11 protein-coding genes and 1 pseudogene are annotated in these 14,627 nt (G+C 36.2%); all 12 read right to left on the bottom strand.

Translation table 11 applies throughout. The annotated features are described in order from the left end of the window. Positions 1-3 precede the first annotated feature (3 nt). Positions 4-1,386 (bottom strand): putrescine aminotransferase, encoded by a 1,383-nt coding sequence (locus tag QRE67_RS06615; protein ID WP_286124105.1) that lies wholly within the window; start codon positions 1,384-1,386, stop codon positions 4-6. A gap of 22 nt (positions 1,387-1,408) precedes the next feature. After that, on the bottom strand, positions 1,409-2,881 hold the full coding sequence (locus QRE67_RS06610; protein ID WP_286124104.1) for an aldehyde dehydrogenase family protein: 1,473 nt from the start codon (positions 2,879-2,881) through the stop codon (positions 1,409-1,411). Positions 2,882-3,278: 397 nt separating this feature from the next. Further along, complete coding sequence (locus QRE67_RS06605) at positions 3,279-5,408, bottom strand: sigma 54-interacting transcriptional regulator (protein ID WP_286124103.1); 2,130 nt, start codon at positions 5,406-5,408, stop codon at positions 3,279-3,281. Positions 5,409-5,549: 141 nt separating this feature from the next. Further along, entirely contained in the window at positions 5,550-5,798 is a 249-nt protein-coding gene (locus QRE67_RS06600) for a biotin/lipoyl attachment domain-containing protein (RefSeq protein ID WP_286124102.1), read from the bottom strand. 51 nt (positions 5,799-5,849) lie between these two features. Beyond that, complete coding sequence (locus tag QRE67_RS06595; RefSeq protein WP_286124101.1) at positions 5,850-6,140, bottom strand: SAV0927 family protein; 291 nt, start codon at positions 6,138-6,140, stop codon at positions 5,850-5,852. A gap of 18 nt (positions 6,141-6,158) precedes the next feature. Further along, positions 6,159-7,457, bottom strand: coding sequence for a Glu/Leu/Phe/Val family dehydrogenase (locus QRE67_RS06590; protein WP_483298665.1), 1,299 nt, complete (start codon positions 7,455-7,457; stop codon positions 6,159-6,161). A gap of 226 nt (positions 7,458-7,683) precedes the next feature. Further along, positions 7,684-9,033, bottom strand: a complete 1,350-nt coding sequence (locus QRE67_RS06585; protein ID WP_286124100.1) for an APC family permease — start codon at positions 9,031-9,033, stop codon at positions 7,684-7,686. Between the two features lie 504 nt (positions 9,034-9,537). After that, the gene (gene nrdF / locus QRE67_RS06580) at positions 9,538-10,506 is read right to left on the bottom strand and encodes a class 1b ribonucleoside-diphosphate reductase subunit beta (RefSeq protein ID WP_286124099.1); all 969 of its coding nucleotides are present in this window, start codon (positions 10,504-10,506) and stop codon (positions 9,538-9,540) included. 196 nt (positions 10,507-10,702) lie between these two features. After that, positions 10,703-11,653: a ribonucleotide reductase barrel domain-containing protein gene (locus QRE67_RS06575; protein WP_353507071.1), complete on the bottom strand. Its 951-nt coding sequence runs from the start codon at positions 11,651-11,653 to the stop codon at positions 10,703-10,705. A 383-nt stretch (positions 11,654-12,036) separates the two neighbouring features. Next, a pseudogene (locus tag QRE67_RS06570) lies at positions 12,037-13,164 on the bottom strand (ribonucleotide reductase barrel domain-containing protein); the annotation flags it as partial. After that, a complete protein-coding gene (gene nrdI, locus QRE67_RS06565; protein WP_286124098.1) occupies positions 13,151-13,510 on the bottom strand; it encodes a class Ib ribonucleoside-diphosphate reductase assembly flavoprotein NrdI in 360 nt (119 codons plus the stop codon). The pseudogene QRE67_RS06570 and the gene nrdI, both read right to left, overlap by 14 nt. Positions 13,511-14,289: 779 nt before the next feature. Further along, positions 14,290-14,604, bottom strand: a complete 315-nt coding sequence (locus tag QRE67_RS06560; protein ID WP_286124097.1) for a hypothetical protein — start codon at positions 14,602-14,604, stop codon at positions 14,290-14,292. Positions 14,605-14,627: the final 23 nt, after the last annotated feature.

The raw sequence follows: 14,627 nt of genomic DNA, 5'->3' as shown, positions 1-14,627 counted from the left end.
GAACTATTGTACTTTCACTTGAGATAGTACTTCTTTAAATGCATTGATTACAGTATCTACTTCTTCATAACTGATTGTGAGGGACGGCTCAATACGGATTGTTTTAGAGTTAATTAACGTTCCCGCAACAAGGATTCCTTGATCAAACATCGCTTTGGATACTTCATAACCAATTTCATCTTTATGGAATTCGATACCAATCATTAAACCTTGACCACGAATTTCAAATACTTTATCTTCATGTCCTTTCGCTGCCGCTTTCAGTCCTTGCAAGAAATATTCTCCGACTTCCGCTGCTCTTTCCGGTAATTTTTCTTCCAATAAAACATGAATTGTTGCGATCGCAGCTGCACATGCAAGTGGGTTCCCACCGAATGTTGTTGTGTGCATGAATGGATTTTCAAACCAACTTTTAAATACTTTTTCTTTGGCAACAATTGCACCCGCTGGCATGACACCTCCACCAAAGGCTTTCGCAAGACAAATAACATCTGGAACAACATCGTACAATTCTGCTGCAAACATTTTCCCTGTGCGTCCCATTCCTGTTTGGACTTCATCGAAAATAAGTAAAGATCCGTACTCATCACATAATTCTCTCACTTGTTTCAAGTAGTTTTCTGGAGGTAAAATAATCCCGCCCTCTCCTTGAATTGGTTCTAGAATAACAGCGGCAACATCTTCTCCTACTAACGCACATGTTTCAAATGTTTTTCTCATCATATCAATATCACCGAATGGAACATGGCGAAAACCTGGAATTAATGGTAAGAACGGCTTACGGAACATTCCTTTTGCTGTTCCAGATAATGAACCAAGGCTCTTTCCATGAAAAGCACGTGTTGTTGAAATAAAAGTTGTCCGTTCACTGTACATTTTTGCCAGTTTCAATGCAGCTTCTACACTTTCTGTTCCGCTATTTGTAAAGAAAGCATATTTTAAATCGCCAGGCGTAATGTCCGCCAAAATTTTCGCAAGAATAGCCCGAAGCGGATCTAACAAATCTTGACTATGAAGTGCTTGGCGTTTTAATTGATCTGTTACAGCTTTTACTACTTTTGGATTACGGTGTCCAACATTATAAATTCCGAATCCACCTAAACAATCAATATACTTTTTACCATTGATATCCATAAAGCAAGATCCTTCATCAGACCATTCTACAGCTGCAAATTGTCCATCTTTTGTTACCGTTTTTCTATATGCAAGGAAACCAGGGTTTACGTGCTCTCGGAATCCTTCTACTGTTTCTTTTGTAATCCAGCTTGCTTCTTCCTCAGATACTTTATCCTTTTCAATTAATTGAAGTACTTTCGTAATATAATCATTAACGCCATTGTAATTCACATCTTGTTCCGTAGATTTACTTTGTACATTCGTCCCCATCTCTACCACTCCTATATCATTTTTATTTTGCAAACCAACCAATTGGTTCTACTTCTAAATTTATATTAATCTGTTTAATTTCCTGGAATTCTTCTAAACCAAATGTTCCTAAACCACGCCCAATACCGCTTTGTTTGTATCCACCCCAAGGAGCTTCATTATACGTTGGGTGATAGCTGTTAATCCAAGTAATGCCTGCACGAAGTCTACGAATTACACGCATCGCTTTTGCCCCATCAACTGTAAACACTCCTCCAGCTAAGCCATAATCTGTACCATTTGCAAGTTCAATTGCTTCCCGTTCATCTTTGAACTTTTGAATTACTACAACTGGACCAAAAATTTCTTCCTGAACAATACGCATATTAGATTTTACATTGACAAAGACTGTTGGTTCAATGTAAAATCCTTCTCCTTTACCATCAGCTGTAATTCGATTTCCCCCACAAGCAAGCTGCGCTCCTTCTTCTTTTCCAATCTCAATATAGCGTAATACCTTTTCCATATGCTCTTGACTAACAAGTGGCCCCATCTCTGATTCTGGATTATCACCAGGACCAACGTTAATTTGCTTTGCACGTTCTACAAAACGAGTAACAAACTTATCGTAAACGCTTTCCTGTACGAGAATTCTTGATCCTGCCGAACACACTTGACCAGTACCTGCATAAATACCAAACAATGCGTAATCGACAGCTGTTTCAAAATCTGCATCTTCAAAAATAATATTTGGTGATTTCCCGCCAAGTTCTAGCGAAATCTTTTTCATATTATCTGCTGCTGTTTTCATAATGTGCTTTCCAGTTTTTGTTCCACCTGTGAAGGAAATCATATCTACTTTCTCACTTGCTGCAATCTCATTTCCTACTGTTGGCCCAGCACCCATCACCATATTCGCAACACCTTTTGGTAATTCTACTTTCTCAAGGATTCCGAATAATTTTGTTGCAGTGATTGGTGTAACCTCAGAAGGTTTAAATACAATCGTATTTCCAGCTGCTAAGGCAGGTGCAATTTTCCATACACTCATTAATAAAGGATAATTCCAAGGAACAATTAATCCACAAACACCAACCGGCTCTCTGATCACCATAGCTTGCATCGGATCAGCTACATGATATGTTTGTCCATCTGGTTTTGTAATAAGCCCAGCATAATACCGGAAGCAAGCTGCCGCATCCCCAATGTCCCCTTCTGCCTCACGATATGTTTTTCCATTATCCATCGTTTCAAGGCGAGCAAGTTCTTCCATATTTTTATCAATTTCATCTGCAATTTTAAATAAATAAGATGCTCTTTCAGCAGCGGAAGTTTCTGACCAAATCCCGCTATCAAAAGTCGCTCTTGCTACTTCTATCGCTTCCTTTGCATCCTCGATCGTTCCTTCGGGTGCATATGCGATAACCTTGCCATTTGCAGGGTTAATAATAGGTCGTTTCTCTTGATTACTAGAATCTCTCCATTCACCGTTTAGATACATTTTTAAATCTAGCACTGTATATAATCCCCCTTTGTCGATCGTTCATATATTCTATAAGCAATAATTGTGCCAATAGTAAGAAACATATAAAAATCATATTATATAAAGACAAATTAAAAACCGACATAAACCCCTTCTTTTTAGGTGGGAGAGAGCATCCGGCCATGCATAGAAGCGGTCAGATCCTTTTCTTGCCCAGATATAGTGAAAACAAAGAGAGAAAACAAGTGCAGGTCACCTTTTGTTATCCATAGCCGCGGCTATATGTCGAAAAATCAAAATGGATTTATATAGAACATACTATTTCAGCAAATGAATCAACAAAATTTATGCAATTATGCATAAGCTATTACATTTCGCATAATTACTGCCAAAATGAAAGGAGCAACTCATGTAGGTTGCTCCCTCATTTTTAAAAATATGAAATCGTATCAACTGTCATCTCTTTTTCATTCACAATTTTTTGATATTTACGACTGACTGAAGACTGACTGATTCCGAGGGCCTTCGCTGCTTTCGTTGTTGTTTTGTACTGCTTCATCGCCAATAAAATTAATTGTTCCTCTACAGAATGCAGCGCTTCTTGCAATGGTAAAACTCTTGTAATAACGGGTTTTGATTTTTTAAAATCATATCCAAGCGTAAGAAATTTACTAACAAATTCCGCCTCAATGACTTGATCGTCTGCTGACACTACTAAACGTTCAATCATATTTTGTAATTCCCGTACATTTCCTGGCCAAGAATAAAACTCTAATAGATTAAGTGCATCAGGAGTAAGGTGATAGTTTTTACTATATTTTTTATTTAACTGCTGTAGAAAATGAAATGCTAATACAGAAACATCTTCCATTCGTTCTCTTAACGGTGGGACATGCAGCGGAATCACATTTAACCGATAAAACAAATCCTCTCGAAACGTTCCCGCTTCCACCATTTTTTCTAAACGTTTATTTGTTGCAGCGATAATTTGTACATTTATTTTCGTAGATGTAGTGCTTCCAATCGGAATCACTTCTTGTTCTTGCAGCACTCTCAATAATTTCACTTGCAGATGTAAAGGCATTTCTCCAATTTCATCCAAAAATAAAATCCCTTGGTCTGCTCGTTTAAAATATCCTTCTTTTCCATTTTTATCAGCACCAGTAAAGGCACCTTTCGTATAACCGAACAATTCACTTTCTAACAACGGTTCTGGAATCGCACCACAATTTAATTTCAAAAATGGCTGCGAAGAACGGCCTCCCAGCTGATGAATGGCTTGTGCGATTACTTCTTTTCCGACGCCGGACTCTCCATAAATAAGAACAGTTGAAGAAAAATCAGCTATTTTTTTCGCTTGATTAATGATTTGCTCCATTTTCGGACTACAATAAATGAGTTTCTTAAGAAAACGATCCTGATTTTTAAAACTATCTAACTCTTTCTTATATTGTTCTGATATCTTTTTCATCTCATGTAATTCTGTTTTTAATCGCGTTGCTTCTGTAATGTCTCTTGATGCAATAATAATGCGGTGAATCTTGCCATCGTCATCAAATACAGGATTTCCAACAGCTAATATTTTCCGGCCACTTTTTGTTTCTTGAACGATCGATACCTTTTTCTGCTGCTCTAACACTAATCGAGTAACGGAGGGACTAAATAGCCCTTTGCTCTCTAATTCTAAAAGGCTCTTTCCTAAAAGCTCCTTCAAGTCCCTCCCCCAAAAGTCACGAATCACGCTTTCGCTATATCGAATTAATTCTCCCTTACGATTGACTACTAATATTTCATCATAAATGCTAGATAGGATCGCATTTAAATCTTTATTTAAGTCCTTAATATATTCAATTTCCATAGCCATATCCTCAACCATTGGTAGATCTTGCACGATAATAACCATTCCGTCTATTTGTTGATCAAAGTTAGGAATAGGGCTGTAATCAACTAATACTCCCATCTCATTTGTTATTTGCAGCTGATTTAAGATCGTTTTCCCTGTCGCAAACACATTATTAATATGTTCTCCATTAAAAATGTGTTCAGCAGGCACATTCATTACCTTTTCCTGATTTGCTTTAATCATCTTCAAACCAGATTCATTGCAATTCACAATTTTCTTTTCACGATCCACAACAAAAATCCCCATTGGAATAGACGTTAAAATAATTTTCAGTAAATCTACACTTTTATTTTCTTGTTTAAATAGCTCTGCAAACACATCTTCTCTTCTTATATAACCATTTAGCTCTCCGTCTTCATTCTTAACCATAGCAATTGGTGCCCCAATAATTTGGAATAGAGCAGGTAAAGAGATATTTTTGCTAAGCTGACATACTGTGTCTAGTGAAATAGCATTTGAAAGTAATGTTTCAGGAGTTAATTGCTCACTTTTTAATAACAGCTCCTTAACATGGACGTATGCAAATAATTGATCTTGCTTTTTTAAAAACAAAAAAGATTCTTTCATTTTTTTAAAATCTATATTCCATTCCTTTTCAGATTGATCGATAGATAGAGAAACAATAGGTCTAATTTTTTTATGAGCAATGAAAAACATTCTGCTATTCCTCCTTTAAACTGCTTAATTTGTATTGTATCATTAAAAACAGATTTTTTTAATTAGTCTGACAATGACCTTTTTACTTATTCTCATAAAAAAAGGAAGATGAATTCATTCATCTTCCTTTTTTATGAGAGATTAATCGCTCCCGCCAATCAAAATATCTTCTTGAACGTAAGCTAATACCATTCCTGGAATCACTTTATCTCCCTCTTCTACCTCTAAAGAATGTACTTCTCCGCTACATCCCATCTTAATCACTTCTACCTCACCATTCATATTTTTTATAGAAAAAAGTGGTTCCCACTCATAAATCCGAGAGTCTCCATTAATAGATACCTTTTCAATTGTTCCGTAACATGGGCTCATAACAATCTCATAATACAAAATATATCATTCCTTTCTCATTCAAATATTCTTTCCCGGTTATACGTGATATTAATACTGCTCAGACAACATTTGTGACTGGAGAATCGTATAAAAAAAACTTTGAAAATCCACTACATCTTCTATTTCAATTCCTAGCTTAGGTGCCCAGTATTGCTCTTCTTCGATGTCTTCTTGACTTAATAAAATCATTCTTCCATTTTGAATAGATGTGACCATCGCTTTTCCAAAAAATTGCTGTGAGTAAGTAACTGCTATATCATATCGATGATGATTCGACACAATACAATAATAGCCAATCGGTTGCCTTTCAATTTGTTCTAATAAAATATCCAGTTTCATATGATTCCTCCCTTAAAACTAAAAATGCAACCAACCTCGAAGACGTGATGCCTCTACAATTTTACGAACGCCTTCTATATACGCAGCAATTTTCATGTTTACACCGAAATGCTTCGACGTATTAAATACATTAGAAAAGCTAGATGTAATTTTCTCTTTTAAACATTGATCAACATATTGCTCCGTCCAGTAATATCCTTGGTTATTTTGGCACCATTCGAAATATGAGACGATAACGCCTCCAGAATTGGCTAAAATATCTGGAACAACTAAAATGTCCTTCTCCTCTAGAATTGTGATTGCATCTTTCGTTGTCGGACCATTTGCAGCTTCAATTACAATTTTACACCCGAGCCGCTCTGCATTATTTTTTGTAATAACTCCTCCAATGGCAGCTGGAATGAGTACATCACACTCTTTTTCTAATAATTCTTGGTTAGGGATTGTTTTGCTAAAAAGATTCGATACTACACCAAAAGAATCTCGATTCTCTAACAAATAAGGAACATCTAAACCGTCTGGATTATAAATGCCACCTAGAGCATCAGACACTCCTACAACTTTCACACCAATATCATATAAATATTTTGCTAAATGACTTCCAACGTTACCAAATCCTTGAATGATTACCCGCATATTTTGAAGTGGAATATGTTTCAATTCACTTACTAATTGGAGCGTGTATAATACCCCTTTAGAAGTAGCTGTTTCTCGACCTTGTGATCCTCCAAGCATTAACGGCTTTCCAGTAATAAAACCTGGGGAATCAAATTCCCTAATATGATCATATTCATCCAGCATCCAAGCCATAATTTGAGCATTGGTATACATATCAGGAGCTGGAATATCTTTAGTAGGCCCAACAATTTGGCTCACTGCTCTTACATAACCACGGCTAAGTAGCTCTAATTCTCTGAAACTCATCTTCTGTGGATCACAAATAATCCCGCCCTTTGCCCCTCCATACGGAAGTCCTGTAACTCCGCACTTCAAACTCATCCAGCCCGCAAGTGCTTTTACTTCCTCTGATGTGACATCTGGATGAAATCGAATACCACCTTTTGTTGGTCCTGCGGCATCATTATGCTGCGCACGATACCCTTGAAATACTTTTGTCGTCCCATCATCCATTCGAACTGGAATACTTACTTCTAAAAAGCGCATTGGCTTCTTAAGAAACTCGAATACTTCATCCGGATAACACAAAACATGGAGTGCTTCTTTTAATATAGCCTGAAATTCTTCTAAAGGATTTTCTAACTCAATCTTTTCCTGCATAGGTTGAGTTCCATTTTCTTTTTCTGACTTAACTGCCACAATAACACCTCATTTTTATATAGTTATTAGTGTTATAAAGCAATAATTGTGCCAACTGGAAATATATCGTTTTACAACATTCCTTCAGCCTTTTCGATGTAACATGAATGCAATTCCCTTGCATTTCGTATGAATAGTTGAATCGCTTATGCAATATTGCATAGTTCTTGCACCTCTAAAATCTGCAAACAAAAAAACACTAGAAAACCCAGTGTTTTTTCTTTTGTTATACTTCCTGTACTTCTTCAAAATGCATTTGCGGAGGGGCTGAACGAAACATGTTCGTAATATATAAAAGGTAACCAATTCCGACAACCGCCCAGCTAAGTCCAAGAACAAGTGAATGGATATTGAGGTTAAACCATAACACCGCCACTGTACCTGCTCCTAAAATAGGCATTACTAAGAAATTAAAAAAGTCTTTTACCGTTTTATATCTTTTTTGTTTTATCACATAGTAAGCAATCACAGATAAATTGACAAAGGTAAACGCAATAAGCGCTCCAAAGTTAATAAGTGAAGCTGCCGTTTCCAAATCTATGAACATTGCCGATAACGAGATAATACCCACAAAAATAATATTGTAAACTGGGGTTCTCAAACGCGGATGAATATATCCAAATATCTTTTGAGGGATAACATTATCTCGTCCCATTACATACAATAGCCGTGACACACTCGTATGTGATGCTAATCCTGAAGCAATTGTCCCCATAAGCGTTCCTACTAAAAAGAAAGTTTGGAATAATTTCCCTCCTACATATAGTGCAATTTCCGGAGCTGCAGATTCTTGATCTTTAAAAACTGATGCATCTGGGAAAAAAGATTGTGTAAAATACGTAGTTGAAATGAATAACACACCACCAATTAAAGCGGTAAGAAAAATAGCTCGAGGAATCGTTTTCTTTGCATTTGGTGTTTCTTCTGAAAACGTCGTTACCGCATCAAATCCTAAAAATGAAAAACAAAGAATGGTAGCTCCAGCAACTAATGGTGATATTTGTATATCTGATTGAAAAAACGGCTGAATGGAAAAAACTTCTCCTGTTCCCTCTCCTGCTATTAGTCCTTTTATAACGAGAAAAACAAACACGACCATTACTAGCACTTGGAATGTTACTAAGAACGTATTGAAATTGGCAGTAACATTCACGCTAATAATATTTATAAGCGTAATAAGCATTACAAAACCAACTACCCATAACCAAGCAGGCACATTAGGAAACAGTGCAGACATATAAATTCTCGTTAATAGTGCATTCACCATCGGTAAAAATAAATAATCCAGTAATGCTGACCATCCAACAAGAAACCCGAGTCTTGCACTAATTGTCTTTTGTGTATAAGTGTAAGCCGAACCAGCAGTAGGAAAAACTTTTACCATTTTGCCGTAGCTTGCAGCTGTAAATAGCATCCCCAATAATGCAATCAAATAAGCTCCTGGAACATGTCCGTCTGTTTTTTCAGAAACGATTCCAAATGTATCAAATCCTACCATTGGTGTCATATATCCTACTCCAAGCATAACAATTGACCAAAGTCCTAATGAACGTTTTAACTCAACTACTTTTCCCACTTATCATTCCTCCTACTTTATATACCTAATTTGCATGTAAAGATTGATAGTTCAACAGAAAACGCTTTCACAAAATGAAATCCGTTACATGTTTCATCCTAAAAACCCTCCTTTATCATTCAAAATATTCATGCAATTTTCGAGCCAAAATTTCCATAAGTGAAAAAGTGCTATAGGATAGATATATTTTTAAGCATACGGAGGAATTGTAGTGGGGATTGCTTCTTCTTTTATTCTCATTTCTTTATTCATTTTGACATAATGTATTCAATCTCTCATACTGTCATATACGAACGGTAAACATAAAGTGAAGGTTTTCTTCATCCCCCACCTAAAAAGAAGGGTTTTATGTCGGTTTTTTAATTTGTATTTATATAGTATTTAAATCATTTTCAAAAAACATACAATTGTATGTAACCAAAATAATAACATTATGTAAACTATTAACACCATACAAAAAAGGCTGTCTTTCAAACAAAGACCGCCTTTTTTCACTACTCTATATTAAAAATTAAATACAAAATCATCATCCAATAATTTTTCAACATTCATTGCTTTTACATAACCATTCCCTTTTACAGAGAAGAAATCATGGTTTTTCGTATCTGTACGTAAACCATTTAATACAATCGGGTTAATTTCTTCTTCTTCAAAGTGTGGTTCTAAGCCTAAATTCATAAGCCCTTTATTCGCATTATAACGAACAAAACGATTTACCTCTTCCACAAGACCGATAGATGTATAAATCTCTTCTGTATACGCTTTTTCAATTTCATACAGCTCCGCTAATAGATCCATCGTTTCTTTTTGCACTTCTTGTTGTTCTTCTGCAGAAAGTTCTGCAAAGATTTGCTGTGCTAAAATACCAACGAATACGCCGTGAATGGACTCGTCACGTATGATTAAGTTAATAATTTCACCACTCGCAGTTAATTTCCCTTGTCCTGCTAAGTAAAGCGGATAGAAGAATCCACTATAGAACAAGTAACTTTCTAAGAACACACTTGCTACCATTGCCATGTACAGTTCTTTTTTCGTTACTTGCGGCTTTAATAAACGGCGATAGTAGCCTGTAATAATGCCTGCTTTTTTCTCAAGCAATGGATGGGTATCTACCCATTCAAAAATCTCATCAATTTCTTCTTCACTTGCTAATGTCGTAAAGATATGACTGTAACTTTTCGCATGTACTTCTTCCATAGCTCCCATGAAAGCTAGTACACTTTTCGCTTGCAAGTTCTCAAGGTGAACAAGAACAAGTGGCATACCTTCGCCACCTTGCTTCGTATCTAGAAGTGTTAAACCACCTAGTACACGTTTAAAAGCAATTTGTTCTTCCTTTGATAACTGCACCCATGTATTTTTGTCAGAAGATACAGCGATCTCTTCTTCTGTCCAAAATTGAGCGATGTTTTGCTTCCAAAACATTAAACTAAAATCATCTTCTTTTTTATTCCAGTTCACCGCGCGCATTGAATCGCCCCTTCTCTATATCATTAAACCGTTCTAACGTGCGGTTAAATTTCCACTGAGCAATGAAAATCTAACCGCACGTTAGAATCTTAAATTTTATAATTAAGCATGAGCAGGGTCAGAAAAACCCTGCTCATGGTGTCTTACTCTCTATTCTAGATGCTTCTCAGACAATTTGTGTGCGAACAACACATCATCAAACTGTGCAGGCAACGCACTCTTCCACGCTTAACTTACGTGTTCTTGTATAATACAGACTCTTTAAGCCTTTTTTATGCGCATAAATGTAATAGCGTGCTAACTCACGTGTAGAAATATCACTATTTACATAAAGGATTGTGCTAATACCTTGGTCAATATGCTCTTGAATTTCAGCAATTAAATCAATCAGTTTAAATTGATTCATATCGTAAGAAGATTTATAGTACCAGAACGTATCTTTAGATAAATACGGCATTGGATAATATGTTGTCGCATTCGCATACGTTCTTGATTCGATTTGACTTACGATTGGCATAACACTTGAAGTGGCATTTTGAACGTAACTGATTGATTGTGTCGGAGCGATTGCCAATCTATATGAGTTGTATAAACCATTTTTCTGCACTTGTTCTTTTAAACTTGTCCAATCTGCTTGCGTCGGAATATAAATTCCTTCAAATAATTGCTGTACTTTCTCTGTTGCTGGACTGTAGTCTGTTGTTTCATACTTTTCAAAGTATGTGCCATTTGCATAATCGGACTTTTCAAAGTCTTTAAATGTTTCGCCCTTTTCTTTTGCAATCCCCATACTTTTTTCAATGGAGTAGTAATTTAGCATCATAAAGAATGTACGAACAAATTCTTTCGCTTCTACACTTTCATAAGCAATTTTATTTTTCGCTAAATAACCATGTAAGTTCATTGCACCAAGGCCAACAGAGTGTAACTCATCATTCGCTTTTTTCACAGTCGGTGCATTCGGAATAACCGTCATATCAGAAACAGCTGTTAAAGCTTCCATCCCCGCATGAACTGCTTCACGAATTTCTTTATTCTCCATTAAGTTCACGATATTTAACGATCCTAAGTTACAGTTAATATCACGGCGGATAATGTCATCTGTGCCGTAATCATTGATTTCGGATGTTTCTTGTAACTGGAAGATTTCAGTCTCTAATGTTCAACTGAGGTCGCTACTCTCAGCCCGTTGCTTACGCAACTGCTATATGTCACCATACAGGACAGACTATATCATCACCTACAGCATCATCTGATTAGGTGCTCCGCTTTTCGAACGCCAATTGCTTGCGCCCTACTCCCATGTGGGATAGTCGTTAGGCTTTTACTTATCTTAGTCTTTCAGAAAGTCTCTTATTATTTTATGATGTTCTTCAATCTATGTCTTATACAAAATAATAAGATACCTTCTGAACCTAATACGCTTCATTCTAAGATAAGATTTAGCACGGTAGGTTACCTCAAATTGAGGCTTTCCCCGTTTAACGGAGTTTTCGACTAGCATTTCTACTAGAAGGTGCTAGATCATTAACACAAGTTAGACATCTTCACAGTTCCAATATCCTTTAACGGATGTTGCTTATTCGCATTTGATTTAAACATTAAGTATGGATAACCAGACTCAAGCTGAATCATTGCGATTTTAATAAGCATATCACGAGCACTAATATCAAGTGGTTTCTTCTTCACTTTTGGGTTGCTCATGAGTTCATCGTACATTTCATCAATATCAATATCATCTAAATGTTTTCCGTACTCTTTATACACTGTATAAGGCGCAAAAACATGGAATGGTTCGTTTTTCTCCGCTAGCTCAAAGAACTTGCTTGGAACGATAATTCCGATTGAAAGTGACTGAATACGGCTCTTTTCATCGGCATTTATTTTTTTTGTATCAAGGAATTCAATAATATCCCAATGGAAAATATTCAAGTACACAGCTCCAGCACCTTTTCGTTGGCCAAGCTGATTCGCATATGAGAATGAATCCTCAAGCAATTTCATAACTGGTACAACACCGCTTGCTGCGTTGTCGATACCTTTAATTTGCTCACCACGTGCACGCAGTTTACTTAAGTTTAAAGCCACGCCACCGCCAATTTTCGATAATTGCATCGCCGTATTAATATTAAATCCAATCGAATTTAAACTATCATCCATCTCTAACAAGAAACAAGACACCATTTCGCCTCTTCTGCTTCTTCCTGCATTCAAAAAGGTTGGTGTCGCTGGTTGGTAGTTTTGTTTTACGATCATGCTTGCAAATTGTTTTGCTTTTTTAACATCGCCACGTCCTAAGTATAATGACACGATTGAAACGCGATCTTGGTAGCTTTCTAAGTATTGTTTTTGATCATCCGTTTTTAACGCATAATCTTTGTAGAATTTAGATGCTGCCATATAAGATTGGAACTCGAAGTTTTCACCGTATGCAACGTTGTATACTTCTTCTACTTCCTCCAACTTGTATTCATCCAGAACGTTGTAATAGTAATCGTGTTGCTTCATATACTCCATTCGCTCTGCCACGCTATTAAAATGAACGGTATTTTCTTTCGCTTCTTCCATAAAGACCTCTAATGCTTCTTTATCTTTATGAAGCTGATAGAAACCGTCTTGCATTTGCGTGATTTCATTATTCAGTTCAATGTGTCGCAATCTCCCGCACCCTCTCTTTAAAAAATTCTACATCTTTATTTGTTCCAGATAACTCAAACTTTGATACAATTGGCACTTCATATCTTGATGAAATTTTATCTGCACTTGCGCCGAACATATCTCCCCAGTTGCGATTGCCACTTGCAGATACGCCTTTTAAATTTGCATTATTGCGCTCTAAAAATTCTAAAACACGTTCCGGTACATTTCCAAAACCTGTTGTATACGTAATAAGAACAAAGTCTTCGTCTAATATGAGGTCATCGTTAATTTGAACGGCCGGCATATTTAATTTGTGGATGAAACGCTTCACGTTTCCTGTCATAGAATCATATGCAACCAACATTTCCGACCCTCCCCTTCTATCTTTAATATCTCTATCAATTTATATTTTCTCTACATATTGTATTACGTTTCAAAACAAGACACAAGATGTATGTATAAATTCTTTCTTTTTTTAACTTTTACTTTTCGACATGACAAGCCGTTTTTTTCAATACAAAGACTATGAAACAACATTCTAAAACTCATGTCAATAAAGTGCTTTTCGGAAAACTTGTCAACGAATTTAACCATATTTACAAAAATGATAACAATATGTTTTGTCAAAAAACGATAAATGCTGGAGAAATTTATTTCTCCAGCACCACACAAAAAAGAACAGACTTTAAGTTGTAATCTGTTCGAAACCGGTTACACATCATTTATCCATAGAAAAGCACATATATAAATACAAATTAAAAAACCGACATAAAATCCTTCTTTTTAGGTGGGCGAGAGCATCCGGCCATACATAGAAGCGGTCAGATCCTTTTCCTGCCCAGACATAGTGAAAATAAAGAGAGAAAACGAGTGCAGGTCACCTTTTGTTATCCATAGCCGCGGCTATATGGCGAAAAATCAAAATAGATTTATATAGGCTTTCTTTTCTTAATACACTATAAGAAAATATGATTACAATGAAAAAGGAGAATGATTATGGCACACCCATCTATTTGTTAGTGTTATGAAAAATTCAAGAAGGATTTACCTCCTAACACCAAAACGATTTGCTTAAAAGAGAAATGCGTTACATATTGCAAAAATATAGAGAATTACCGAAAATAAAAAGACCGTTCTTATCTATTAACAATATTCAACACGTAAAATATCTTTTATAAATAAATGGTGGAAATTCTCATCTTTATCTTGAACTGTGAAAACCGGTGCTTCTTCATCAAAATATACAACTGTTCCCTCTACATTTTGATATGTATGCTGAAACTTTACTGATGCTCGAATTTTTGTTTCTTGCTCATATGCTACCTTTAATTTTTCTACCACGTCTTCCGCACACTTACGTTTCTCCGGGAACATGACCATCCCTACAAATCTTCTTCCGGTTCCATCTTTCCACATGTAATCCCAATGCGGCAAAATACCTTGTTTAAATTCTCCCATAAATCCCCTCTCCTTTTTCATTC

Origin of the sequence: Bacillus sp. DX3.1 (genome assembly GCF_030292155.1) — a bacterium.
Classification (GTDB): Bacteria; Bacillota; Bacilli; order Bacillales; family Bacillaceae_G; genus Bacillus_A.
The sequence above is the reverse complement of the archived record's forward strand: the minus strand, read 5'-3'. Positions and strand labels throughout refer to the sequence as shown.